The organism is Pannonibacter sp. Q-1, assembly GCF_054073275.1.
The window spans coordinates 362,789-387,563 of sequence record NZ_JBSXNB010000005.1 but is presented as its reverse complement, the minus strand read 5'-3'; the positions used below and the strand labels follow the sequence as shown (position 1 = coordinate 387,563).

Genomic DNA, 24,775 nt, shown 5'->3' with positions numbered 1-24,775 from the left:
CTTACATCATCAAACAAGTTTCAAGGCATCCGCATAAAGCCGCTCATAGGCGGCTGCCGTTCCGGCCCAGCCGTGCTGCGCCGCCGAGGCAATGGCCGCCTGACGCTGGGCCGAAGGGTCTGCCGTCAACGCCGCCCATGCCTCTTCCACCGCCTGCGCCGCCTTGGCCGGATCGGCAAAGCTGGCAAGACGGACCATCGGATGCTTGCGGGCGAGTGAAACGAAGGCCGTATTGGGCTCCACCACCGGCAGGAGACCTGCACTGAGCCCCTCGATCATGGCAACGCCGAAGCCCTCGTAATTCGAGGCGCTGACGAACAGGCTGCAACGGCCCATCACTTCGCGGATACGGGTGTTGGACGGATTGCAGTGCAGCGACACCGCAGCTTCAAGCCCGCGCTGCGCGATCATGCCGCGCACATCCGCCTCACTCCAGTCCGAGCCGCTGCCCGCGATGTGCAGATGCCACGCGCCGTCTTTTGCCACCAGCACCTTCATCATGTCGAGCAGCGCATCAAGCCGCTTGTTGTGGGAGAAGCGGCCGATGGTCATCAGCCCCTTCACCGGCACGGGCGAGGCGGCGCCGCCGAATTTTTCCAGATCCGCCGCATTCTCGATCAGCCGCACGCGGGAGGGTGCAATGCGGGCGAAGGTGGCCAGATCGCTTTCACTGCAGCAGGCAATGCCCCGGTAACGGCTGGCGGAAAGCCGCGTGACGGTGTTGAACCAGAGCGTCTTCAGCCGCTTGTGATCGGCGGTATGGAAGAAGCCGCCATGGGTGGTCGCCACCATCGGCGTACGGCGGAAAGGCGATGTCCAGGCAAGGCTGTCGAAGAAGAAATCGACCGCATGCACGTGGATGAGATCGGCTCCCGCAATCTCTGCGAGAACGGACGGGGCCAGCGGATAGCGCGGCGAGCCCCGGAACGGAATGCGCCGCACCTCGAAGCCGTCAATCATCTCCTGCGCAGGCAGCAGACGGTCCGGCTCGATGAACAGGCGGTTCAGCGTCACCACCTTCACCCGGCCAAAGCGGCCGGTCTGGCGGCCTGCGAGATTGCGCACCACATCCTCCAGCCCGCCGATCATCGGGTAGAACTGGCGCACCACGTGCACGATGGTCTTGCCTGCGAAAGGCGAGACAGGTTCGGGAAGCGGTGCCGTCATGAAGAAGGTCCTGAGGTTGGGCGCGTATTGACGGCAGGCTCGCCCCAGCCGCTGCGCAGCGCCCGGAAGACACCATGAGCACCGCTGAGCGCCTGAGGCACGGCATGAGCGGCGAACTCGCCATTCTGCCGGGGCCAGAGCCAGCGCGCCTGCGCATGTTGCGGAAAGAGGCAGCCCGGCTCGGTGGTTACCGCGCCATGGAAGCCAAGCCTGCGCAGGATCTCCGCCTCCCGGGTGCCGCTGATCGACGGCGCGCCATAGGGATAGGCGAACCAGCGGACCTCACGGCCGAGCAAGGCTTCGAGATGCGTCTTGTTGGCGGCGATGTCCGCCTCCGCGTCCGCCTCTGAAAGCAGCGCCAGCGCCCGGTGGGTGGTGGTATGGGCACCGATCTCGACGAGCGGGTGCCGGTCGATGGCCTTCACCTCTTCCGCTGTCATCGCCAGCCGGTCCACGAGGCCCGGCATGTCCAGCCCGTGGGCGGCAAAGACATCCGGCAGCAGGGCGGCTCTGGCAAAGTCAGCCCAGACCCAGGCGGTCATATGCTCCAGCGCCGCTGCCTTCTCAGCCCGGGTACGGCTCTCGATGATCTGCCCCATGGGCTCGATGGCGAGCCTGTCATGGTGCAATGCCAGTTCGCGCAGGCCCAGCCACCAGGCATTGATGGACCGGTTGAGCATGTCCGTTGGCACGAAGATGGTGGCAGGCGCCCCGTGGCGCTCCATCACCGGCAGGGCCAGTTCCGCGTTGGAGCGGTAGCCATCATCAAAGGTCAGCGCAGCGAAGGGGCGCGTATCGCCAGCCTCAAGCCGCCGCTGCGCCTCGTCCAGCGTGACGAACGCGCGGCCCTGGCGCTGAAGTCCGGCAAGGATGGCTTCGAAATCATCGATCCGGCAGCCCTGCCCCAGCGTCTGCGCGCTGCCGCGGACGAATTCGTGGAACATCAGCACCACGCCGCAGCCGCCATAGCGCCGACCGACAACGGCATCCAGGCCAAGGCCATGCAGAAGGCGCGCGGTTCCCGAAAGAACCGACGCCCTGATCCTCGCCTTCAGGGGAATGCCGGGCACCACTGGTGTCATGAGGGCCTGTTTCCGTTTCCGATCTGCCGCTTCCAGCTGCTGCCGTCATCTGAAGGCGACAATCGCACAGCTCTTTTAACAAGGGCTTGATCAAACCCGCATTTACCGCAGGGTCAGATTTGACCAATACGGGCGGCGTAATCGTGTCTGCTCCGCGGCTGACCTTACGTTTCCTCAAGACTCCTCAGCTATCAAGGACCAACCGCAACGACGACGAGCCCAGACTATGCGCATCCTGATGGCCTGTGCCGCCTTCCCCCCCAACCTGCCCGGAGGAGCCCAGACGTCCTCCTTCATGCTGGCAAAGATGCTGCAGTCGCAGGGAGCGGATCTGACCGTCGTCAATGTGGGCGACACGGATGCGGAGGAAGAGGTGTCCGGCATCCGGGTGCACCGGATCGCCAGCCCGAATGTCTATTGGGACTACATGAAGCGCAAGGCCGGCTGGAAGAAGCCGGTCTGGCATGCTCTGGAGAACGGCAACCCCTTCGCCTTTTCGGCCATGCGCCGGCAGATTGCGCGCACGCAGCCGGATCTGTTTCTGACCGTCAGCATCGAGAACATCAATGTGGCGAGCTGGGCAGCGGCGAAGATGGCAGGCCTGCCTGTGGTGCATACGGCCTTCAATTCCTTCCTCATCTGCTGGAACTCGGTGATGCAGAAGCGGTCGGAAAACTGCGCGCGCCAGTGTACCAGCTGCAAGCTGAGCTCTCTGGGCAAGCGCGGCTTCACCCGCTTTGTCGACGGGGTGGTGGGCGAGTCGCAGGACGTGCTGGACCGGCACCGGCTGGAGGGCTATTTCCCCAACGCGGAAATGCGCCGCATCCCCGCCGTTCTGCCCGGACTGCTGGCCTCTGCGCCGCGCCCCTTCCCGCAAGAACGGCCGCTCAGGGTCGGCTTTCTGGGGCTGCACAGCCACTTCAAGGGTCTGGCCTATCTCGCCGATGCCGCCCGCCTGCTGGCGGATGACCGCAGCTTCGAATTCCACATCGCCGGAGAAGGCGCGTCGCGGGACAACTACGCCGAAGAGGTCCGCGCCCGCTTTCCTCAGCACAATACGGTCTTTCACGGTTGGGTGAAGGCGGACGAGTTCCTTGCAGGCATCGACGTTCTGGCCTATCCGTCCATCGGGCGCGAGGCCTTCGGCCGGTCATCGATCGAAGCCTTTGCCCATGCCATTCCTGTCATTTCGACCAATATAGGCGGCGTGGCCGAAAACATCGTAGATGGGGTCAATGGGTTCCATGTTCCGCCGGCCGATGCGGCCGCCCTCAAGGAGGCAATCCTGAAAACTGCTGCTTGTGCAGACCGCTATGCCGCGCTGAGTGCCGGCGCGCTGGCAGCTGCCCGGACCTATCTGCCTGAGGTGATCGGACCGCAGTTCAGCGGCTTCCTGGAGCATATCCGCAGGCGCAAAACAGCGGCCGCACCGGTGTTGAAAGAGGCCGACGCCGAATGAATGCAATCCGTCAGGCCCTGTCCCGCGTCAATGTGAAGGAATTTCTCTGGTCGCTGGTCAGCCGGCTGGCCTCGCCCGTGCTCAGCTTTTCCGTTCTGCTGATGGCAAGCCGCATGCTGACCATCGAGGAATACGGCCTCTACAACTTCCTCTTCTCGGTCGGCTCGTCGCTGGGTCTTGTGCTGGTGCTCGGCCAGAACGTGCTGCTGCTCAAGCATTACCGCAACACCGGCAAGCCGGAAGACGCGCCCGGCAATGCGGCCCTCTTGCGCATGAACGCGGTCTGGCTTGCCTGCGGCGCCCTGTTTCTGGCGGCCGCCACGGCCCTCATCTATCCCTTCCGGCAGGGTCTTGAGCTGCATTATCAGGCCCTGCATGTGGCCTTCGTGTTCGCTGCGGTTTTTTCCATCAGCGAGTACATGCAGTATTATTTCCGGGTGAAGGGCAATGTCGGGCTGGCGCTGACGCCGCGCGAGAACATCTGGCGCATCCTCACACTTCTCTGCTTCCCGTTCTTCACCTGGACCGGTTTCATGGATTCAGGGGCCAGGGCGATGGAGATCACCACGGTGCTTCTGGTGCTGGTGGTCGGCTATCAGGTGCTGCGCATGCTGGCGCTGGAAGGCCGGGGCTTCCTGCGGCAGACGCACATGGCAGGCGGCAGCAGCCAGAAGCGGGAATGGACACATGAAAGCCTGTTCTTCACCGCCAACAGCTTCTTTGTCTCGGCTTCGCTCTATCTGGAAACCATCCTCATCGGCATCTTCCTGAGCCTTGAGGCCGCCGCCTTCTATTTCGTCGCCTTCCGCCTTGCCGCGCTGCTGATGCTGCCCGTCACCATCATCGACACCGTCGGCGTGCCTATGGTTTCTGCAAAGCTGCAGGAGCGGAACACCGCCGGGGCACAATATCTGATCTCGATCCTCTCCGCCGCCAGCTTTGCCGGAACGCTGCTCGCCTATGTGTTCATGATGCTGATCGGCAAGTTTGCGCTCGGATTGTTCGAGCCGAGCTTTGCCGAACACTTCGACGTTCTGGTGATCCTGTGCCTGCTGCCGGTGCTGCATGCCTTCTTCGGTCCCGGCACCAGCCTTTTGATGATCGGCGGCGGCGAGCGCTATTTTCTGGCCATGCGGTCGGTCGCCTTTGCCTTCTATATCGGCGCACTGGCGCTGGCCGCGCCGGTCTATGGCATGGCCGGCATTGCGGCCATCGGCACGCTGCACAGCGTTGCCGTGCTCTATCTCTGCCGCAACTGGTCGCTGAAGCACATGGGGGTGGACAATATGGCCAGCACCATCGTCACCGTGCTGCGCAACTGGCGGCAGGGCGGGGTGGCAGGCGCGGCCACCGGCCGCAAGGACGGGCAGTGATGGCGGGGCGCGCAGCGGCCGGGCCTGCACCCGCAAGGCTCATCGCCAGACTGCTGGCAGCCCTGTTGTGCCTGCCTGCTGTTTCCGCCGCATCAGCGCAGACCCTCACCTGCCTGCGCGGCGCCAATGTGGCCGGGGCAGAGTTTGGCGATACGGTCGGCAAGCTCGGCACCACCCATTTCTACCCGACGCAGAAGACCCTCACCTATCTGGCCGGCAAGGGCATGAACATCGTCCGCTTTCCCTTCAAGTGGGAACGGTTGCAGCCCGAACTCTACGGCCCGCTGGATGACCGGGAACTGACGCCCCTGCTGGCCAGCGTTGCCATGGCGCGGCAGATGGGCTTCACCGTCATTCTGGACCCGCACACCAACGCCCGCTTTGCCGGCAAGCAGATCGGCTCGCCGGAGGTGCCAACCGCCGCCTTCGTGGATTTCTGGCGCCGCATGTCCGCCTTTCACGCGGGCGATCCTCAAGTCATGTTCGAGCTGCAGAACGAGCCGGATTACATGGATGCGGCCTTCTGGCTGCCCTCCGTCAATGCGGCCATCGCAGCAATCCGGGAAAATGGCGCGGACAACATGATCCTGGTGCCCGGCACCATCTGGACCAGCGCCTATCACTGGTTCGCGGAGCAAAACGGCGGCAGCAATGCTGAGGTGATGACCGGCGTGATTGATCCTCTGAACAATTTCGCCTTCGACATCCACCAGTATCCCGACCACGATTTTTCCGGCACCAATCGAACCTGCCCGGCGACGGATACGGCGATTGAATCCCTCAGCCGGGTGTCGGACTGGCTGAAGGCCACCGGCAACCGGGCGCTGCTGGGCGAGTTCGGCGGCACCGCCAGCCCGGACTGTCTCGACGCCATCGGCCGCATGGCCGGTTTCGTCAATGACAACCCGGACACCTGGATCGGCTGGACCTATTGGGCCGCCGGTGACTGGTGGGGCGATTATCCGCTCTCCATCCAGCCCGATGACAATGGCATCGAGCGGCCGCAGATGCGGATGGTGCAGCGCTATATCCTTGATCCCGTGACCGGACAGATCCCGGCCTGCGCTTCGCTGGCTCCGGCTGGGGCATGGCAGCTGCGTGGCCCGGACGGGCACCAGAAAGAGACCGGTTCCGCCGATGCCCCCGCGCGCTGACACTGTGACGGCACAGATCCCGGTTGCCCTGACGCATGAGCCCGCGCTGGTGATGGGGCCTCCCGCAGAAACGGGCGTGATCCTGATCGAAGACTGGGGCTACACCGGCCTCTGCGCCCGCCGCAGCATGCGGCTGCTGGCCGAGCGGCTGGCCGCGGCCGGCTATCCGGTGCTGCGGTTCGACCTGCCCGGCATGGGCGCTTCCTTGCGCAATCCGGAAGAGATCGACGGGCTGGAACAGGCCGCAACCGCCCTTGATGAGGCGGCCGAAGCCTTGAGCGCCGCCCGCGCCTGCAACCGCTTCATTTTCGCAGGGCTCGGCCTTGGTGCGCTTCTGGCGCTGGACCGGGTGGCCCGTCAGCCGCAGAGTGCCGCCGCGCTGATCCTCATGGCCCCGCCCGTTTCGGGCCGCAACTGGCTGCGGGAGAACCAGCTGAATGCGGCCATGATCGCGGAGCGCACGGGTGTTTCCACGCCGCCGGTGCCGGGCATCGCCTTTCGTGTGGCCGGGATCGCCATGCCTGAGGGGCTGGCTGCTGCCATCCGCTCACGCCGGATGACTGCGCAGGACATTCCGGCCAGCCTGCCTGTCCTCGTCATGCCCCGTCCCGAACGGACGGCCGAAGAGGACTTTGCCTCGGATCTTGCCACCACGCATGCCAAGGCAACGCGGCTCGACTTTACCAGCTATGACGCCATGGTCACGGACCCGACCCTGTCGCAGGCGCCGCTGGATGATCTCGCCGGACTGGCCCTGTGGCTGGAACAGGCCTTGCTGCCCGAGGCCCCCGCCCGCGCTGCTGCCCCGGCAAGTCCGGCGATCCTGTCCGCCGCCAGCTTCACCGAGGAAACCGTCATGCTGGGCCGGTACGGCCAGATGGCCGGAACCTGGTGCAAGCCCGTGAGCCCGCCGGAAGCACCCGGCCCCGTGGTTCTGGCCTTTTCCGCAGGCGGCACGCCGCGCACCGGCTGGGCCCATGGCATGCGGGACATGGCGCGGGCGCTGGCCGCACAGGGCATCGCCTCGCTGCGGGTCGATGCTTCCGACATTGGCGACAGCGTGGCCGCACCCGAGGGGCTTTATCCGGTGCACTACAGCGCCCCGCAGATGCAGGACGTGACGGATGCGCTCGACTGGTTGAGCGCACGCGGCTACTCCCAAGTCATCGCAACGGGTGCCTGCAGCGGCGCCTATCTCGCCCTTCGCGGGGCCGTGGCAGACACACGGATCAAGGCAGCCGTCTGCGTCAACCTGCAGCGGCTGCTGTGGGACCGGCGCGAGGATATCGGCGACCTGCTGCATTTCGGCCATGACGATGCCGCCGGCTATGCGGGCAAGCTGCTGGACCCGGACAAGCTGCGCAAACTGTTCTCCGGCGGCGTGCCGGTGCTGCGGCTCCTGAAATACATGGCCGGACGGGCGCTGCAAAAGGCCGAAGAGAAAACGGCGCCCTGGGCCATGGGCCTGACGCCCTCATCCCGCCTGCAACGGCAGATCGCCGCCGATCTGGCGCTTGTCTCCGGACGCGATCAGACCATAGACCTGATCTACAGCCCCAACGACCCCGGCCTGCCCTATCTGGAACAGGCGCTTGGGCCCGATGGCGCCAAGGCAGCCAGCCTGCCGGGTGTGTCCGTTAGCTTCCTCGAAAAGGCGGATCACAATCTGACACCGCCTGAGGCACGCGCTGTGTGGCTCGCTCACCTGCTGAAGGCGGCTCAGCCCTCGTAGCCCGCACCTGCCAGCGCATTGACCGCCGAGACCAGACCGCGCGGTGCCGCATCAGCCGGTGCAGAGGCTCTGCGCCTGAGGCGAATGCGGCGCGGTGCTCCGGGCGCAAGGTGGAACCAGTTGTCTTGCGCAATGAAGCATGGGTCCTCCACATGCAGGCTTTCGGCAAAGCGGCGCGCCGCCGCCTCCAGCGCCCAGTTGCCGTCTTCGCACCTCTCTACCGCCACCGTCAGCCCCAGATCCTGCAGCGGCAGATTGCGGCCTGCGGGAAAATGGAACGCCTCGCTGAGGCATTCGCCCGTCTCCTCATCCGTAAGGCGCAGCACCGTGACGGAATGCGGCAGCGGGCCGAAACGGTAGGCATAGGTGATGTCGAAGAAGCTGCCGATCAGATCAACCGCAGGGATGATCTGCCCCGAACGGGCGGCAAGCTCCATCTCGCGGGCAGCACTCAGCACCGGCACATGGCCATCGCGCAGAGCCTGCAAGGTGAGCTTCACCCGGCGCGGCTCTGCCGTCTCATTGAGAAGATACACGTCGAGGCCGTTGGTGCCCTCGTCCAGCGCCAGCACCTGAACAGGGCGCAGCACATGGGCCAGGGCCTGCAACGCCGGCTTGGGCTCACCGCCCGCCGCGATCAGACCCCAGCCGCAGCCTGGGGCAAGATCGCTCAGAGCCAGCACCAGCGCGCCCCGGCAGGAGGAGCCAACCCGCCGCCACTCGGCAAAGGTCTCCGCCATCACGGCGCCGCTGACGGCGCGCGACAGCAGGAGATAGCGCGCCGGGTCTTCCGCCGCGAGCGCCTGCGGGTCCACCCGGTAAAGCTCCCTCAGATAATGATCCCGCACATCCGCGAAATCCCAGTCGGCGCCCCGGTCTTTGGGAGCCAGCGCCTTCCAGTCCGCATCTGACGGTTTGCGGCCTGCAAGGCCTGCGTCACCCGGCAGATTGGCGAAGGCAAGGCACTCGCCGGCAAAGCGCACATTGGCGCGGCGGACATCTTCCAGCGGGCGGCGGTAGGCCCCGGTGCCGTAGTAATGGCCGATGCCTTCCCCCGGATAGAACGGCAGGCTGCCGCCAGAAGGGGAGTTGGGCACATAAGGGATACCGGGCGCCTCTTCCGCCGCAAGGCGCGGCAGCAACTCTCCCGAAAGCGAACAGGCGCGCCGCTCTGCAGGCAGACCCATCATCGCCGCCTGCTGCTGCATTTCGCTGCCGCCGCACAGCACGGTGAGGCAGGGATGCGGGCTGAGACGGGCCAGCGCCTGCCGCGCCTCCACCTCGACGGAGGCGGCAAAGGCCTCGTCCGCCATCGAATAATCGAAATTGGCGAACTGAAAATCCTGCCAGAGCATCAGCCCCAGTTCATCGCACAGATCGAGCAGATCATCGCTGGCATAAACGCCCAGGCCCGGCACGCGGATCATGTTGAACCCGGCCGCCACCGCCGCCTCCAGATGCGGGCGGCAGACCTCGCGGTCATCGCGCAGCGCCAAGAGATCCGCACTGGTCCAGACCGCGCCACGGGCAAAAACCGGCACGCCATTGAGGATCAGGCCGAAGCCCTTGCCATCCGCTCCCCGGTCCACCCCGATGCGGCGGAAGCCGGTGCGGCCAAGCCGGGTCTCAATGCCGCCCTGCTCCAGCACCACATCATGCAGAGCCGGGGTGCCATGGGTTACGGGCCACCAGGGGGCCACGCCGGGCAGATGGAGATGAGCCGTGAATGTGCCGGGGCCGGTCTGCTTCAGCTCCGCAGAGTGACCGGCACAGTGGATCACGGCGCCCGTCATTCGTCCAGCTGCGCACATGTGCACAACGAGATGCCCAGTGCCGTCTTCATCCAGATGTGCCGCCATGCTCTGCAGAACCGGCGCATCTGCATCCGCCCTTTCGATCCACACCGGCTTCCAAGGTCCCACGGCCTCGATCTCCGGGCACCAGCCGGGCATATGGCCGAGCAGCGTGGTGCGGATGCCGCGCAGCGCAGGCTCATCAATCAGCATGGTCTTCCAGCGGGCGCGCGGCAGCTTGCGGGCCAGCAGCCCGGTCAGAGCCCGGAAGACGAGAACAAGCGTATTCCGGGCCTCAGCCTCCACCTCAACGGCGTAGCTTCGGAACATGTTATCCGTCTCCAGCACGCAAGTACCGTTCCACCAGACCTCGCAGAGCGTCGCCAGCCCCTCGAAGATGAGCCGGTGACGGCCGGGGTGGACGGTGACCTCAGCGCTGTAGCAGATATCCCGGTCCTGCAGCGGCATGGGGACTGCCGGATCAAACCGTCCCGCCCGCGCAAGGGCTTCCGCCGCCGTTCCGGGCACGGGCGCGGAAATGCTCTCCAGCCCGGCAAGCTCTTCAGGCCTTGCAGCAGTGCCAACCGGCAGCGCCACCATGCGCCAGTCTGTGGTGACCGGTTTTCGCCCAGCCAACTTCATGCGCCCTGGCCTCCATGGGTGGCCTCAAGGACCGTTTCCTTGGCACAGCCTCTCCGCTCCCCTCCCCCTCGTGGGGAGGGGGTAGGGGTGGGGGGATACGGCCTCTCCTGGCGGCAAGAAATTGCATGATTCCGAACCGCCATACCGCTTCCCCACCACTCAATAAAACAACGGTTCATCAGGTGATTGCGAGCTTAGAGCCCCCCACCCCTTACCCCTCCCCACGAGGGGGAGGGGGGCTGAAAGGCAGTGCCTGAATGACTTGGTGCCGCCTTGTCCTAGCCCACGACCGGCTTCAAACAAGGTGTTTACATGCCATGGCACACCAAGAACAGAACGGCAGCGCGTACCCTCAAACAGATGTATCACAAACCGCCACCAGCCCCGCCGCCAGCTCATCCCAGGCATCGGCAGCCGGCATCAGCGCCGGTGTCAGCCGGTCGAAGGACTTGCGCATGACGGCTCGGGCGAGCTGGAACTGCACCGACTTGGCACTGGCCGAAATGGTGCGGGCATGAGCGGCAAGCGGCGCGAGGCCGCCAAGCTGCGCCTGGTTGGCGGAAAGCCAGTCAAGGTGTGCAGCAAACAGCTCGAAATTTGCGCCGAGCTGGCGCAGGGTGTTGAAGGCATAGAGGTGGAAGAAGCCGAAGGGCCGTTCCGCAATCGCCTCCACCTGCCCGGCAAAGACAGCGGCAAAGCTGCGCACCGGGTTGGCAGCTGGCCTTGCGGCAACATGGCGGGCGAGGATCTTCGCGGCGCGCTGCGCAATCTCCGGCCCCTGCGGCAACGCAGCCGGGAACTTGACGAACTCGGTATAGGGCAGCAGCGGCAGGGCGTCCGGCGCGGCATTGCGGTGGAAGATGCCGTCGAAATCCTCCCCCTCCAGCCGGTGCAGGCCAAGGTTATGGAAATAGTCCATCTGCCGGGCTTCAAGGTCGAGCCGGTTGATGGCCACGGTCGTCTTGCCGTGTTCCTTGCGGTAGGCGGTGCCCTGCGTGTCCGGCAGGAAGAAGCTGTCCAGCTCGACGAGGCACAGCCGCCCCCGGCGGATCTGCTCTGCCACATGCAACTCCACCCGGTCGTAGATGGCAAGCTCTGTCACCCGCAGGCCGAAAAGCGTTTCCAGATCCTCCAGCGGCACCTTGAAGAAGGTGAACTGGTCGCCCTCGAAATCCTGCGTGATGGCAAAGCCCAGCGCTGCCTCCGGCGGCAGGCCGAGCGCGGCCAGAACCTCGATCCATATGTCGAGATAGCAGTTGGTTTCCGGCCAGTCGCGCGACAGGTCATGCAGGGCATGGCGCTGATAGGTCTCGGGCGAAAGCGCCGGAAACACCTTGTCCGTCACGGCCATCTCAGCCCCACAGCACCTTGCGCACCCCGGCCGGCCAGCTGCCGGTGTCGAGGCCGTGGTGAGCAAACAGCGCCAGCGCCACGCGCTCAAGGCCGAAGCCGACGCAGGCCGTATGCGCCACTTCACCGTCCGCCGTGGTCAGGCCCCAGGTCTTGCCGAAATGGTCCTGATGGTAGTTGAAGGACAGGCATGCGGTCGGCTTCTCGGTGGAGGTCACCGGCACCAGCAGCTCGAATTTCAGGTTCTGGTCGCGCTGGTTGTTGGAGAGCATGCGCCCGGCACGGCCGAAGAACGGGTCATTGGCCACATCGATGGCGACCGGCAGGCCGACGCTGGCAATCAGCTCCTGTCCGCGCTCCATCCACGACTGGCGGAAGGCCATTACTTCGTCCGGCGTGCCCATGCGCACATATTCGCGCATGCGGAACAGCTGCATGCGCGCCGGATCCTTCGACGGCTCATGACGGAAGCAATAGGACTGAAGATCGAAGATGCCGCCGCGCTCCGGCAACTGCCCGCGCCGCGCCACGGTGGGATAGAGCGGATAGCAGGCGGCCGGCGTCAGCACGATATCCGTTGCCTCCTGCCCCTTGGTCCAGTCACCGCCCTCGGCCATGCATTGCAGCAGGTTCACATGGTCCAGCTCGCAGCCGCAGAAACTATGCACGGTACCGGCCAGCTGCGGGAAGCTCTTCATGTAGCCCGAGCCCTCGAAATGGGCGCGGTTCATGCCCGGCGGAAAGCGGATGACCTCGGCATGCTGGTCCGCCCCGAAGGCCGACACAAGCGCATCGAAGCGCTGGATCACATCCTCGAACACCCCGCCCCGGCCATAGAGGCCATCAACGCCCGTGTCGATGAGATGACCGGCGGCAAACAGCCGGTCGAGAAGGGAAGCCTGCATGTCCATGTGTCCCCCAGAGGTCTGTGTCTGGAATGTCTCAGCCGAGCAGGCTGGTGTCCTGCCGGTTCATCAGCAGAAGCGTGGAGGTATTGCCGAGAATGCGGTCGTTGGAAATCATCAGCTGCGCCGAATGCGCATCGCGCAGATGACGGCCAAGGCTGTAGGGCGTGCCGTTCTTGTAGCCCATGATGCCGCAGACCAGCAGGCAATGATTGATGATGTCGAGGATCGTCTGCGAGGATGCGATCTTCACATTGTTCATGGAAACGGCAAAGCTCATGGAGGACAGCCGCGTCTCGTCCTCCCGCGCTGCCTCATACTGCTGCAGCGCCGCCAGAATGTTGGACTTCACCAGCTGCAGCAGGTTGGACGCCTCGGCCAGACGCAAGGCGCCGGGCGGCACGGAGCCGGGGCTCTTGCGTGCTGCCGCCTTCACGAAGGCCTGTGCCCGCGCAAAAGCATCGGCGGCAATGCCGAACCACACGCCGCTCCACAGAATGTGGGAATAGACCAGCATGGACTGGGCCGCGATTTCGGCAAAGGGCTTGGGCAGGATCTGGCAGGCCGGCGCCTCGCCCTTGAACAGAAACCCGTCCGAACGGGTTCCGCGCATGCCCAGCGTGTCCCAGTGATGGGTCTTGTCGAGGCTGTACTGGCCCTTCAGAAACACGGTCATCACCTGATCGGACGGTGCGCTGTCGGCCCTTGCCCGCGAGGTGACGAGGATGGCATCCGCTGCCTCCGCATAGGAAATGACGGTCGCGTCCTTCTCAAGCCGGCAGATCCCGTCCGCCACCTCGACGGCGCAGATGGAGTTGCGCAGGTTGCCGCCAATGCCGCCTTCAGTGGTTGCGGAGGCGAGCAGAAGCTGTTCGTCCTCGATCCGGCGCATGAAGCCTTCGTGCCACGCATCGCCCTGCCCGTGCGCCACAAGGCTCGACACCTTGATCTGGTGCATGGCGAAAATCATGCCCGCCGCGGCACAGGCCTGACCGAGAACGGAGCAGACTTCCGCCAGCTCCGCCGTGGAGGCGCCTTCGCCGCCGAGGGCCACGGGGATCTGCAAGCCAAGCAGACGCTCGGCCCGCATGGCATCCAGCGCCTCCTGCGGGAAGCGGCCGGAGGCATCCACATCATCCGCATGAGCGCCAGCCACAGCCGCAGCGCGCCTTGCACGCTCCGCCAGGGCAAGGGCACGAACCGGCCGCAACTCGTTCATCACGCCACCTGTCCGGCTGTCAGCGAGGCAACGGCCGCAGAAATCGCCGCGATCGAGGCGAAGGTCTTGCGGTTCAGCAGCGTCTCGGGAAACTCTACATCGAAGGCATCTTCCAGCCCCAGCATCAGCTGCACGGAAGCAAAGGACGACAGGCCCGCTTCGTAAAGGTCATCCTCATCGCGCAGCGTATCGACGGGCACAGGCAATCCGCCATGCCGGGAAATCAGGTCACGGATCGTAGCAGTCATGAATTATCAACCCCAAACAACGCCAGCCCTACCCTCTCGCACCGGGCCAGTGATGGAACTTGGCGGCGAGGATAGGCAATCGCGGGGATCATGGCACGCGCAAAGATACAATACAGTTAAATCAAGACTGCAATTCGTCCGTTTTCATTAACCTGCGATAAACTTACTCTGCGTGCTTAGGTCTTTTCCCTTAGGAAACCGCCAAAGCAGCATACCCGCATGAGGCTTTCGAGCAGAACAGCTGCCTTGCCTCATCCCAGCATCCGGCGCAGCGTATCATCCCGCAGCACGAAATGATGATGCAGCGCCGCTCCGATATGCAGGAAGATGAGCGCGGTGAAGGCGAGCCCCAGCGCCATATGCAGGCGGAAGAGACTGGCCGCCAGCTCCCGGTCCTGCCCCGTCAGCGGCGGCAGGGTGAAGAGGCCGAAAACCTCTATCGCCGCGCCAAAGGCCGAGGTCGCCACCCATCCGACCAGCGGATTGAGCAGCAGAAAGCCATAGAGCAAGCCATGGACGATGCCCGCCGCCCGGCGCTGCCAGACAGGCATGGCATCAGGCAAAGGCTGCGGCGGATGGCGCAGCCGCCAGAAGAGGCGCGCCAGCGTCAGCACCATCAGCACGACGCCGACCGAGCGGTGAAAGTCGAACAGGCTGTTCTGCAGGCTGCCGGGACCGACACGGATCATGACAAACCCGGCGGGCACCATGGCGAGCACAAGCCCCGCCGTTACCCAGTGAAACAGGCGGGCACCGCCACCATACCGGAACGTATCCCTGCTCATCACAGCCTCTCCCTGCTGCCTTTGCGTCACACAGGATCGCATGCGGGACACCGAAGGCAAGGCCTGTCACGATTACGTGAGCCCTGCATCGGAACGCCTCCGCCATGCGTAGTGTCGACAAAGGCAAGGTAAACCCTATTTACCTCTGCTAAAACTGGTTCGGGGGCGAACTTCGGGACAGCGTGTGCCAGAGCGGCGCTTGAGTATTTCAGGGCAGAATGCCGCAGCAGCACTGGCCCTGAAACCAGAGGGTGGAGAGGCGCAAGGTGAGGTCAACACGGATGCCAGCGGCCCCGACGGCAGGCCAAACGACGCAGACGGCGACGCAAGCGGCGACGCTTCGGCCTCAGCGTGATCCTGCTCTCCGCCTGACCGCCTTTGCCGATGACGAGGATTGGCGTGCCGTGCTGGCCGCCGCCCGCGCGCCCGGAAAGCCCCTGCCGCAACGGTGGGAAAGCCTCTTTGGTCCGCTGATCCACCTGAGACCGGATGAAACCCGCGTGGTTGGCCAGCTTGGCCAGTCCCTCGACGGGCGTATCGCCACGGTCAGCGGTCATTCCAAATATATCAACGGCTCCGGCTGCCTGTCGCATCTGCACCGGCTGCGCGCGGTCTGTGATGTGGTGGTGGTTGGCGCCGGAACGGCCATTGCCGATGATCCGCAGCTGAATGTGCGCCTTGTGGAAGGGCCGAACCCGGCCCGGGCCATCATTGATCCCAATGGCCGCGTGCCGTGCGGCCTGCGCCTGTTCGAGGATGACGGCGTGCGCCGTCTCGTCATCACGGCGGCAGAGACGCAAGGAGACTGGCCCGAAGGGGTGGAGGTGCTGCGGCTGGAGCGGCTCGCCTGCGGCGGGCTCTGCCCCTCGGCCATCGTGCAGGCACTGGCGAAGGCGGGCCTGCGCCGTATCCTCATCGAAGGCGGCAGCCAGACGATTTCCCGCTTCATCACCGCCCGCAGCCTCGACCGGCTGCACCTGCTCATCGCACCGATGATCATCGGCGCGGGGAAGATGGGGCTGGAGCTCTCGCCGATCCAGACCCTGCAGGAGGCCCTGCGCCCGCGCATGACGCCGCATCAGGCCGGTGACGAGGTGCTGCTCGACTGCGACCTGCGGTCCTGCCCGGTTTATTCCTGAGGCAAGGCAGCGATGTCGAGATGCCCGACCTGAAGGGTTGAGCCGCCGGCGGCGATTTCCGCCAAACGGAAGGCAAGCCAGCCCGCAACGCCCGCAGCATCGATGCCCATCTCGAGGGCGGCATCCGCCCAGCCGCGCACAAGCGCTTCCTGAAAGGCACCATGCTCCGGCCCGGCCTGCCAGTCGGATGTGCCCTGTACCACCCGGTAGCCAGCTCTCTCGAAAGCACGCGCAGCATAAGGCGCAGCATCCGGGCCCAGCGCCGGGCCAAAGCCCTTGTCCGTCTGCTGATGCGCATTCATCGCAAGACGCACGGTTTCATCCAGCGGATGGGGCGGGAAACACACGGCCCGGCCATCATAGGTGAGACTGGCGAAAAAAGGCTTGCCCGCAGCGCTGACCGCAGCGGCAAGAGCATCGGCAAATCCGGCCGTGACCAGATCCAGAAAGGCCGAGGTCGTCACCCCATCCGTTGCAGTCAGATCAAGGCCTCCAAAACCTGCGGCAAGATCGGTTTCCCGGTACTCGATGGCAACTCCCGCCAGCCCCGAAAGCCGTGCTCTGGCCTGTGCCAGCAGGGCCGGATCATGATCGGTCAGCAGCCATCGCTGTCCCTCGCCCAGCCTGGGCGCAAGCGCGGCCACGGTTGCGCCAGTGCCGCTGGCCAGATCCGTCAGATGCGGCAGCCGCCCCTCAGGCAGGGCGTCAAGAAACACCCCTTCCACAGCGGCGTTGCGCGCCGCCTCATCCAGGGGGAAGCGCAATGCCAGCCATTCAGCTGAAAATCCCGCCATCCGTCTTTCCTCTCTCCTGATCACGCCGGGATGCGGATCGCAGCAGCGTCGAGCGCAGCCGAGAACTGGCGAGCGGTCTCTGTCCAGTCCGGCATGCGGTCAGCTGCTTCGCGCGCTTCTCCCGCCAATTGCCGGCGCAAGGCGCTGTCCGCCATCAGCCTGCGCAGTGCTGAACGCAAATCTTCTACGCTGCCGGGCGGCACATAGATCCCGCCGCCACCGGACAGGCTGCGCTCCACCGCAGGGCCGCCACTGCCGATGACCGGCAGCCCGCGGGCCAGCGCTTCGGTGAAGGCCATGCCAAAGCCCTCATAGTGGCTGGCGAGCACGAAGAGGTCTGCCGCTGCATAGGCGGCCTCCAGCACGGTGCTGGACAGTGCGCCGCGCAGGGTGATCCGCCGCTCCAGCCCATGCGCCGAAATCTGCCGCACCAGCGCAGCGTGACAGGCTTCGTCCAGAAAACCGCCCGCCACGTCCAGCTGCCAGTCAAATTCCGTCAGGCCCGCCAGCGCCTCCACCAGCACATCATGCCCCTTGCGCGGCACGATGGAGCCAACGGCCAGAAGACGCAGCCCCGGCCCGCCACTGCCCAGCGCCTGCGGCGCCCGGTCCGTGCCCGGCTCCACCACATGCAGATGCGCAGACGGCACGGCGAAAAGCTCACGCACCCGTGCCGCCGTCGCATGGCTGGTGACGATCACCTCATGGGCATGGCGCAAGGCCTCGCGTTCGGCCGCCTCAAGCTGACCGGCGAGTTGCGGATCCAGACCGTTTTCGAGGCACAGCGGATGATGCAGCAGGCAGACGAGCGTGATGCGGGGTGCCAGCCGCGCCGCAACAGCCCCAAGCACCGCATAGGCAAGGCCATCCACCACCAGCAGCGTGTCGTCCGGCAGGGCCTCAAGGGCCGTTTCAGCTTTGCACAGCACCTCCGGCTCCGGACAGGGAAACCCCTCGCCCAGTTCCAGCAGCTCCACGTCCCGGCCAAGCTCCCTCAGCCTGGCGATGATGCGCCGGTCATAGCCATAGCCGCCGGTCGGCATGTCGAGATTGCCCGGAAAGGCAAAGACAATGGGGACTTTGGGAGCAAAGGCCTCACGTGTCATGCCACAGGCGCCTCATACCAGGCACGGGCCACATGCGACTCGGAGATGGTCACCCGGATCGCCCGGATTTCGGCTCCGGGACGGCCCAGCTGGCCGTCTCTTGCGGCCTGTGCCAGATGATCATGCACATGCTTGGTCAGGAACTCCGTCGTCGTGTTGATCCCGGCGAACTCCGGCACCTCATCGAGGTTGCGGTAGTTCAGCGGTGACAGCACTTCCTTCAGCGCCTCATGGGCCCGGCCGATATCGATGACAACGCCGTTGGCATCAAGGCTGTCGGCCAGAAAGGCGGCATCGACCACAAAGGTCGCCCCATGCAGCGCCTGCGCCGGGCCGAACAGCTCGCCCTTGAAGGAGTGGGCAATCATCACGTGGTCGCGAACTTCAACGGCAAACATTCACTCACTCCGGTTGGTCATAAACAACAAGCGGTGCCAGAGCCGAACGGTCGTGCAACAACACTTGCGGCAGGCGCTCGGGCAGGCTGGCAAAGGAAAGGACGGGGTGCAGCAGCGCATCGAGCCGGTCATCAGCCAGCAGCGACAGCGCCGTCTCCAGCCTGCGGCGGAAGGTCCAGCGGTTGCGGCGCTGCGCCGGGATGCGCCCGACCTGCGTTGATTTCAGCACCAGACGGCGGCTGTGAAAATCCGCCCCCAGCGGCACGGATACCGGCTTTGCGCCATACCAGCTCAGCTCCAGCACGGTGGCTTCATCCCCGGCGCAGGTGAGCGCGGTGGCAAGCCCCTCGGGCGAGGCACTGGCGTGGATGACGAGATCCTGATCCCTGGGCGCCTCAGAGGGCAAGGCAAAGCCAGCCCCAAAGGACGCAGCAATCTCTGCGCGGGAGGGATCGATGTCCACAAGCGTCACGCGGGTGCCGGGAATGCCTGCCGCCAGAAAGACGCAGAGCAACCCCAGAACGCCGCCGCCCACCACGCAGATGTGGTCACCGGGGGCGGGCGCACCGTCCCATAGGGCGTTGAGCGCGGTTTCCATATTGGCCACCAGAATGGCCCGCTCCGCCGGAATGCCCTCCGGCACCGGCACCAGCATCTCCAGCGGCGCATCGAACAGATCCTGATGGGGATGCAGGCAGAAGACGGTCTGGCCAAGCAGTTCCGGCGAACCAGCCTCGACGCGGCCTACGGCGGCATAGCCATATTTGACCGGATAAGGAAAATCGCCCTCCTGCAGTGGCGCGCGCATGCGCTGCCACTCGGCCTCCGGCACCAGCCCGCTCAGCACCAGCCGCTCCGTCCCCCGGCTGACACCGCTTGCCAGTGTGCGCAACCGTGCGCGGCCGGGCTCCAGAAGAGCAAGCTGCTCTCGGCGAAGCTCGCAGGCACCATTAGCCACATACCAGAGCGCCGTGGCTGCCCGCTGCCCGTTCCCGGCGTTCTCATCAGCTGTCATTGCTGCCTGTCCTGCAGTTGGCATGTCTTGCTTCTCATACGCAGGGTCGCACAGACTGGAGCAGTTCGCACAGGTCCTGAGGGCGCAAAATATAGATCATACAAAAACACCCCGCCTAGGATCCCAGGCAGGGTGTTTGAAAACTCTTCGGTGCTTGAGCGGGAGGTGCCCGCCCAAGGTGCCCGCCGGTCAGGCCGCGTTCGAGGACGACTGCGGCTGGGTCAGAAGCACAAAGGCTGCTTCCGCGTCGATGGCCGTGCGCAGGCCGCTCGCAATCTTGGTGTCGCGCAGCTGGCGGGCGATCCGGGCCAATGCCTTGAGATGGTCCGCACCTGCCCCTTCCGGGGCCAGCAGCAGGAAGATGAGATCGACCGGCTGGTCATCCAGCGCATCGAAGTCGACCGGCTTCTCCATCCTTGCGAAGACTCCGACCAGCTTGTCGAGTTTCACCAGCTTGCCATGGGGAATGGCCACGCCATGCCCAACGCCGGTGGACCCAAGCCGCTCACGCTGCAGCAGCGTGTCGAAGATTTCGCGTTCAGACAGGCCCGTCAGTTCCGCGGCCTTGGTGGCCAGCTCCTGAATAGCCTGCTTCTTGCTGCTCGCCTTCAACCCGACGACAACCGCTTCCTGAGATATCAGATCGCTCAGATCCATCATTCTTTTCCGTTTGGTCCTCAAAAACGCTCCCGGCAGGTTGCCCCGCCGGGAGTGCAGAACTTGAGGACAAGATGGCCTAGTTGGCCGCTTGCTGTCCAATCAAGGCTGGGTCAATCCAGCCGATATTGCCGTCCGGGCGCCGGTAAACGACGTTCACCCCGCCATTCGCGGCGCTCTTGAAGACGACGACCGGAGCTTCGGACAGATCCAGCTCCATGACCGCCATGCCGACGGTGAGGGTCTTGATCCGGGCCGAGGTCTCGGCAATCACCAGCGGATTGAAATCCGCCGGAACTTCCTCATCCTCCTCCGGCGAAGCCAGCACGTAGGACGGGGCTTCGTAGAACTCACGCGCACCGTTGGCGCTGTTGTGCGCCTTCAGTTTGCGCTTGTAGCGGCGAAGCCGCTTCTCAATCCTGTCCGCTGCGCGGTCGAAGCTCGCGCGCGGATCATGGTCCTCTCCGGACACCTGCAACACGATCCCCGTGTCGAGATGCAGCGAGCATTCCGTCTTGAAGCCCGCGCCTTCGCGCGTCAGCGTGACGTGCCCGTTAAAACCGCCGTCGAAATACTTCGACAAAGCGTCGGCGATCCGGTCGTTGACATGGACGCGCATTGCATCGCCAACATCAACGTTCTTACCCGAAATCCGCAGTGTCATGGGGACCTCTTCTTGTTTCATGGACCGTTTCCTGCCGGCGGGAGCCGGCTCACGGAGCTTTCGCCCCGGACGGAACAGCATGACCCAAACGGCACTTCGGCGCCACACCCCAGACATTGCTTTCGCGGGCGGTGCTATAGGCGGCACTGCCCATAAAGTCAATTGGCGGCTCTGACAGCCTCAGTGGCCGGGCGGATCAAACCTCCCGTCCAAAACATATAGGATCACAATTTGGCTTTGTGAGCACCTACTGGACGAGAGTCCGATTAATTTTTGCTGTCTTCAGGACAAGCCCTTCTTTTCCCTGCGTCTTTGCACGGAAGAGCCGAGGTGCATGGCCTCGCGGTATTTGGCCACAGTGCGGCGGGCGATGTCCACGCCGTCGTCCTTGAGGCGCTTCACGATCGTGTCGTCGGAAAGTATATCGTCCGGCGATTCGGCATCGATCATCTGCTTGATGCGGTGGCGCACCGCCTCCGCCGAATGGGCATCGCCCCCTTCCGTCGCCGAGATGGCGGAAGAGAAGAAATACTTCAGCTCGAAGATGCCGCGCGGCGTTGCCATGTACTTGTTTGAGGTGACACGGCTGATCGTGGATTCATGCATGCCGATGGCATCGGCAATGGTCTTGAGGTTCAGCGGCCGCAGGTGCTCGATGCCATAGGTCAGGAAGCCATCCTGCTGGCGCACGATTTCGGTCGCAACCTTGAGGATGGTCTTGGCCCGCTGGTCGAGGCTCTTCACCAGCCAGTTCGCTGTCTGCAGGCAATCGGTCAGATAGCTGCGCTCGGTCTCGTTGCGAGCCGTGCGGGTGATGGAGGCGAAATAGGTCTGGTTGACCAGCACGCGCGGCAAGGTGTCGGTGTTCAGCTCCACCGTCCAGCCGCCGTCAGAAGCAGGGCGCACCAGCACATCCGGCACCATTGGTTGCACGATCGACGAGCCATAGGCGCGGCCAGGCCTCGGGTCCAGCGCCTTGATCTCGGCGATCATGTCGGCAAGGTCTTCCTCATCCACGCCGCAGATGCGGCGCAGCGCCGGATAGTCATGGCGCGCCAGCAGCTCGATATGCGCGATCATGGCTTCCATCGCCGGGTCGAAGCGGTTGCGCTCCTTCAGCTGGAGGGCCAGGCACTCGGCCAGCGAACGGGCAAAGACGCCGGACGGCTCGAACCCCTGCATCACGGCAAGAACGGCCTCGATGCGGGCCGCAGGAATGCCGAGCTGCGCAGCGGCTTCCTCCAGATCGAGCTGCAGATAGCCGTTTTCATCGAGGCTGTTGATCAGGTGCTGGCCGATGATCTTGTCCACCGGATCGGCAAAGGCCAGATGCATCTGGTCCATCAGCACCTGAATGAGGGATTCTTCCTCCGCCACGAAGGCTTCGAGATTATAGTCCTCGGAGGAGGCTGAGCTGCTCGCCCGGTGGCTGTCGATGCCCAGAAGCGAGGCCGGTTCCGGCGCTGCGGAGACGCCGGGCTCATCGGGAAATACATTGCCGAGGTCGGTGTCCATCTGCGACGCGATGCTCTCGGCCTGCGGCTCAAGGTCGCTCTTCAGCCACTCGGAGGGGGCACCATCGCTGCTGCTGAACTCGCCGCCGCCGGCCTCGAAATCATCCCCGCCGGATGCATCGGAGGCGCCATCGTGGTCACCGCCCTGCCCGTCGGCCGCCCCAGTGCCGTCGCCGCTTTCCGTGCGCTCCAGCAAGGGGTTACGCTCCAGTTCCGCCTCCACATAGGCAACCAGATCGAGATTGGACATTTGCAGCAGCTTGATCGCCTGCATGAGCTGCGGCGTCATGATCAGCGACTGGCTTTGCCGCATCTCAAGCTTGGTCGAGATTGCCATGGGCGGGGGGCGTTTCCTATCCTGGTGCTTTTTGGTCCGTTTCTTGCTTATAACCTAGCACCACCGCCCTGTTCAAAGCGTAAATTGCTCTCCGAGGTAAAGACGGCGCACATCCGGGTCCGCCACGATGTCATGCGGGGCCCCTTCCGTCAGCACTTCGCCCGACGCGATGATATAGGCGCGGTCGATGAGGCCAAGCGTTTCGCGGACATTATGGTCGGTGATCAGCACGCCGATGCCGCGCTGGGTGAGATGGCGCACCAGCTGCTGGATGTCGCCCACGGCGATGGGATCGATACCGGCAAAAGGCTCGTCCAGCAGCATGAAGGACGGGCGGGTTGCCAGCGCGCGGGCAATTTCCACGCGGCGGCGCTCGCCCCCCGACAGGGCGATGGAGGGCGACTTGCGCAGATGGGTGAGGCCGAATTCGGCCAGAAGCCCGTCCAGATCGGCTTCGCGCTGGCGCTTGTCTGGTTCCACCACTTCCAGCACCGCGCGGATGTTGTCTTCCACGTTGAGGCCCCGGAAGATCGAGGCCTCCTGCGGCAGGTAACCGATGCCGAGGCGGGCGCGGCGGTACATGGGCAGGCTGGTGATATCGAAGCCGGAGAGGGTAATCTGCCCCTGATCCGGGCGGATGAGACCCGTGATCATGTAGAAGGTGGTCGTCTTGCCCGCCCCGTTCGGCCCCAGCAGCCCGACGGACTCGCCCGGGTTGACGGTCAGCGAGACGTATTTGACCACCTGGCGCTTGCGGTAGCTTTTGCCGATGCCTTCGACCGTCAATGCGCCGCCGGCATAGGCTTCGTCGGATACAGGACCGGCGGCGTCACGGCCGGAGAAGGGGAAGGGCAACCATTTCACGCGGGAAGCATCCTGACGGTAAGAGACAGCTCTTGCACACACCCTGGGCCAGCCGGCCGCCGCTCTCCCTTGCGGCGGAAGACAGGCTCAGTTTCCGGCGGGCGGAGTGTTGTTCAGGCTGTTGGGCTGAATGAGGACCTTCACACGGCCCGACTTGGGCGCTTCAAGATCCGCCTGACCGGTGGTGAGATTGACCGTCAGCTTGTTGCCGACAACCACATTCGGCCCCTGGCTGAGCACGACCTCGCGGCCGGTCATCACCATCATGTTTGTGGCCATGTCGAAGTTGGCTTCATCGCCCGTTGCCGTCTGGTCTTTCGAGGTGATGAAGACACGGCCGGAAGCCTCGAGGCGCGAGATATCCTGCTGGGCGCCCTGGGTGGCCGAGCCATCGTAGAACACCTTCAGGCGCTGGGTCTTCAGCGTGGTCTCCCCCTGCACCACGACCACGTCGCCGGTGAAGGTTGCCACCTTGGAGTTGTCCTCGACCTGAAGCTCCCTGGCCTCGATCTGAATGGGCTTGTCATTGTCCTGACCGAAGCCCTGGAACGCGTTGTTGAAGGTCTGGGCGGAGGCCCCGACGGGTACAATCGCCAGTGCGGCGAGGGTCAGCAAAGTCCTGATACCCTTCATTGCGGGTTCTCCGTTTTGTTGGCGCCGGGTCGCAGCACCATCTTGATACCATCAGTGAAACGGGCAATGCCATTTTCCTGATCATATGTGAAGCCATTGGCCTGAATATCACCGCCGTCCGACTGCACCTGCATCGCCCGGTCGGTCACGACCGCGCCCGTCTTCATGTCCACATCAACGCGCTGGAACTCGATGGCATATTTGCCGCTCCAGTTGATCCTGACATTCTCGAACAGCTTCAGCGTCTCGGCGCTGCTGTCATAGGTGCCCTTGTCGGACGTGATCTGCGCTTTTTCTTCCGGGTTGGAGACGATCTCTGCCGTGATCATTTCCAGGTCGATGATGCGCGGATTGGTCAGGCGCTGGATCGCACGCTCGGCCAGAACCCGGTAGGTGCGCTCACCATCATTCCCTGACAGTTCCGGCCGGTCCATGACCAGCCCCTCGGAAGTCAGCGTCACATTGCCAATGCCGAGGCTGTTGAGGAGATTGAAGACGAAGATCAGCCCGCCCATGCCCAGCAGCACGACCAGCCCAAGCACAGGCAGCAGGATGCGAAGCGCACGCACACGGCCTGAATGACGGCGTGCGTTTGCACGGGCCTTGTTGACCCGCCCGCCTGTCACATTCCCGGAGCGCTGTGTCGTCTGATCCATCTTCTCTCCCGGCTCACGGCCGCGTCACACCGTCATGCGAACCCCGCCTGCAAGGGGCCGGCCCCATTCACCTGGCGCAGACTTGCGCC

General features: G+C 64.5%; 23 protein-coding genes. 5 read left to right on the top strand and 18 right to left on the bottom strand.

Annotated features, from left to right (window positions below):
* Positions 1–9: 9 nt before the first annotated feature.
* The gene (locus tag ACVNHC_RS16710; RefSeq protein ID WP_457168152.1) at positions 10–1,167 is read right to left on the bottom strand and encodes a glycosyltransferase family 4 protein; all 1,158 of its coding nucleotides are present in this window, start codon (positions 1,165–1,167) and stop codon (positions 10–12) included.
* Positions 1,164–2,249 (bottom strand): polysaccharide deacetylase family protein, encoded by a 1,086-nt coding sequence (locus ACVNHC_RS16705; RefSeq protein ID WP_457168150.1) that lies wholly within the window; start codon positions 2,247–2,249, stop codon positions 1,164–1,166. The genes ACVNHC_RS16710 and ACVNHC_RS16705 overlap by 4 nt, the downstream gene beginning before the upstream one ends.
* 226 nt (positions 2,250–2,475) lie before the next feature.
* On the opposite strand from ACVNHC_RS16705, the gene ACVNHC_RS16700 reads away from it, so the two are divergent.
* From ACVNHC_RS16700 to ACVNHC_RS16685, 4 genes are read left to right on the top strand one after another with little or no spacing between them, the layout of a single operon-like run.
* Complete coding sequence (locus ACVNHC_RS16700; RefSeq protein WP_457168148.1) at positions 2,476–3,708, top strand: glycosyltransferase; 1,233 nt, start codon at positions 2,476–2,478, stop codon at positions 3,706–3,708.
* A complete protein-coding gene (locus ACVNHC_RS16695) occupies positions 3,705–5,081 on the top strand; it encodes a lipopolysaccharide biosynthesis protein (protein WP_457168146.1) in 1,377 nt (458 codons plus the stop codon). Before ACVNHC_RS16700 ends, ACVNHC_RS16695 begins: the two co-directional genes overlap by 4 nt.
* A complete protein-coding gene (locus ACVNHC_RS16690; protein ID WP_457168144.1) occupies positions 5,081–6,235 on the top strand; it encodes a glycoside hydrolase family 5 protein in 1,155 nt (384 codons plus the stop codon). Before ACVNHC_RS16695 ends, ACVNHC_RS16690 begins: the two co-directional genes overlap by 1 nt.
* Positions 6,219–7,967 carry an alpha/beta fold hydrolase gene (locus ACVNHC_RS16685; RefSeq protein ID WP_457168142.1) on the top strand — a complete coding sequence of 583 codons (1,749 nt, stop codon included), beginning with the start codon at positions 6,219–6,221 and terminating at the stop codon, positions 7,965–7,967. Before ACVNHC_RS16690 ends, ACVNHC_RS16685 begins: the two co-directional genes overlap by 17 nt.
* On the opposite strand, the gene ACVNHC_RS16680 is transcribed toward ACVNHC_RS16685, so the two are convergent.
* The 6 genes from ACVNHC_RS16680 to ACVNHC_RS16655 form a co-directional block, all read right to left on the bottom strand.
* Positions 7,955–10,402 carry a glycosyl hydrolase 2 galactose-binding domain-containing protein gene (locus ACVNHC_RS16680; RefSeq protein ID WP_457168140.1) on the bottom strand — a complete coding sequence of 816 codons (2,448 nt, stop codon included), beginning with the start codon at positions 10,400–10,402 and terminating at the stop codon, positions 7,955–7,957. The two genes, ACVNHC_RS16685 and ACVNHC_RS16680, sit on opposite strands and share 13 nt — an antisense overlap.
* Before the next feature lie 352 nt (positions 10,403–10,754).
* Positions 10,755–11,753, bottom strand: coding sequence for a DUF1839 family protein (locus tag ACVNHC_RS16675; protein WP_457168138.1), 999 nt, complete (start codon positions 11,751–11,753; stop codon positions 10,755–10,757).
* Between the two features lies 1 nt (position 11,754).
* Positions 11,755–12,663, bottom strand: coding sequence for an amino acid--[acyl-carrier-protein] ligase (locus ACVNHC_RS16670; RefSeq protein WP_050474359.1), 909 nt, complete (start codon positions 12,661–12,663; stop codon positions 11,755–11,757).
* Between the two features lie 31 nt (positions 12,664–12,694).
* A complete protein-coding gene (locus ACVNHC_RS16665; protein ID WP_457168136.1) occupies positions 12,695–13,876 on the bottom strand; it encodes an acyl-CoA dehydrogenase family protein in 1,182 nt (393 codons plus the stop codon).
* Positions 13,876–14,124, bottom strand: coding sequence for an acyl carrier protein (locus tag ACVNHC_RS16660; RefSeq protein ID WP_050474357.1), 249 nt, complete (start codon positions 14,122–14,124; stop codon positions 13,876–13,878). Before ACVNHC_RS16660 ends, ACVNHC_RS16665 begins: the two co-directional genes overlap by 1 nt.
* 251 nt (positions 14,125–14,375) lie before the next feature.
* Positions 14,376–14,909 carry a cytochrome b gene (locus ACVNHC_RS16655; protein ID WP_050474356.1) on the bottom strand — a complete coding sequence of 178 codons (534 nt, stop codon included), beginning with the start codon at positions 14,907–14,909 and terminating at the stop codon, positions 14,376–14,378.
* A gap of 281 nt (positions 14,910–15,190) precedes the next feature.
* On the opposite strand from ACVNHC_RS16655, the gene ACVNHC_RS16650 reads away from it, so the two are divergent.
* Positions 15,191–16,048, top strand: coding sequence for a RibD family protein (locus ACVNHC_RS16650; RefSeq protein ID WP_457168133.1), 858 nt, complete (start codon positions 15,191–15,193; stop codon positions 16,046–16,048).
* On the opposite strand, the gene ACVNHC_RS16645 is transcribed toward ACVNHC_RS16650, so the two are convergent.
* The 10 genes from ACVNHC_RS16645 to lptC all read right to left on the bottom strand — a co-directional run bounded on the left by ACVNHC_RS16645 (position 16,039) and on the right by lptC (position 24,686).
* Positions 16,039–16,842, bottom strand: a complete 804-nt coding sequence (locus ACVNHC_RS16645; protein ID WP_457168131.1) for a class I SAM-dependent methyltransferase — start codon at positions 16,840–16,842, stop codon at positions 16,039–16,041. The two genes, ACVNHC_RS16650 and ACVNHC_RS16645, sit on opposite strands and share 10 nt — an antisense overlap.
* 20 nt (positions 16,843–16,862) lie before the next feature.
* Positions 16,863–17,948, bottom strand: coding sequence for a glycosyltransferase family 4 protein (locus tag ACVNHC_RS16640; RefSeq protein ID WP_457168129.1), 1,086 nt, complete (start codon positions 17,946–17,948; stop codon positions 16,863–16,865).
* A complete protein-coding gene (locus ACVNHC_RS16635; protein ID WP_457168127.1) occupies positions 17,945–18,346 on the bottom strand; it encodes a 6-pyruvoyl trahydropterin synthase family protein in 402 nt (133 codons plus the stop codon). The genes ACVNHC_RS16640 and ACVNHC_RS16635 overlap by 4 nt, the downstream gene beginning before the upstream one ends.
* Before the next feature lie 4 nt (positions 18,347–18,350).
* Positions 18,351–19,361, bottom strand: coding sequence for a zinc-dependent alcohol dehydrogenase (locus ACVNHC_RS16630; RefSeq protein ID WP_457168125.1), 1,011 nt, complete (start codon positions 19,359–19,361; stop codon positions 18,351–18,353).
* A gap of 189 nt (positions 19,362–19,550) precedes the next feature.
* Complete coding sequence (gene ptsN, locus ACVNHC_RS16625; protein WP_050474443.1) at positions 19,551–20,018, bottom strand: PTS IIA-like nitrogen regulatory protein PtsN; 468 nt, start codon at positions 20,016–20,018, stop codon at positions 19,551–19,553.
* Between the two features lie 79 nt (positions 20,019–20,097).
* Positions 20,098–20,703: a ribosome hibernation-promoting factor, HPF/YfiA family gene (hpf, locus tag ACVNHC_RS16620; protein WP_082206083.1), complete on the bottom strand. Its 606-nt coding sequence runs from the start codon at positions 20,701–20,703 to the stop codon at positions 20,098–20,100.
* A gap of 261 nt (positions 20,704–20,964) precedes the next feature.
* Positions 20,965–22,533 carry an RNA polymerase factor sigma-54 gene (gene rpoN, locus ACVNHC_RS16615; RefSeq protein ID WP_457168122.1) on the bottom strand — a complete coding sequence of 523 codons (1,569 nt, stop codon included), beginning with the start codon at positions 22,531–22,533 and terminating at the stop codon, positions 20,965–20,967.
* Between the two features lie 72 nt (positions 22,534–22,605).
* The gene (gene lptB, locus ACVNHC_RS16610) at positions 22,606–23,388 is read right to left on the bottom strand and encodes an LPS export ABC transporter ATP-binding protein (protein ID WP_457168269.1); all 783 of its coding nucleotides are present in this window, start codon (positions 23,386–23,388) and stop codon (positions 22,606–22,608) included.
* 96 nt (positions 23,389–23,484) lie between these two features.
* A complete protein-coding gene (gene lptA, locus ACVNHC_RS16605; RefSeq protein ID WP_050474348.1) occupies positions 23,485–24,030 on the bottom strand; it encodes a lipopolysaccharide transport periplasmic protein LptA in 546 nt (181 codons plus the stop codon).
* On the bottom strand, positions 24,027–24,686 hold the full coding sequence (gene lptC, locus ACVNHC_RS16600; RefSeq protein WP_050474347.1) for an LPS export ABC transporter periplasmic protein LptC: 660 nt from the start codon (positions 24,684–24,686) through the stop codon (positions 24,027–24,029). Before lptC ends, lptA begins: the two co-directional genes overlap by 4 nt.
* Positions 24,687–24,775 lie beyond the last annotated feature (89 nt).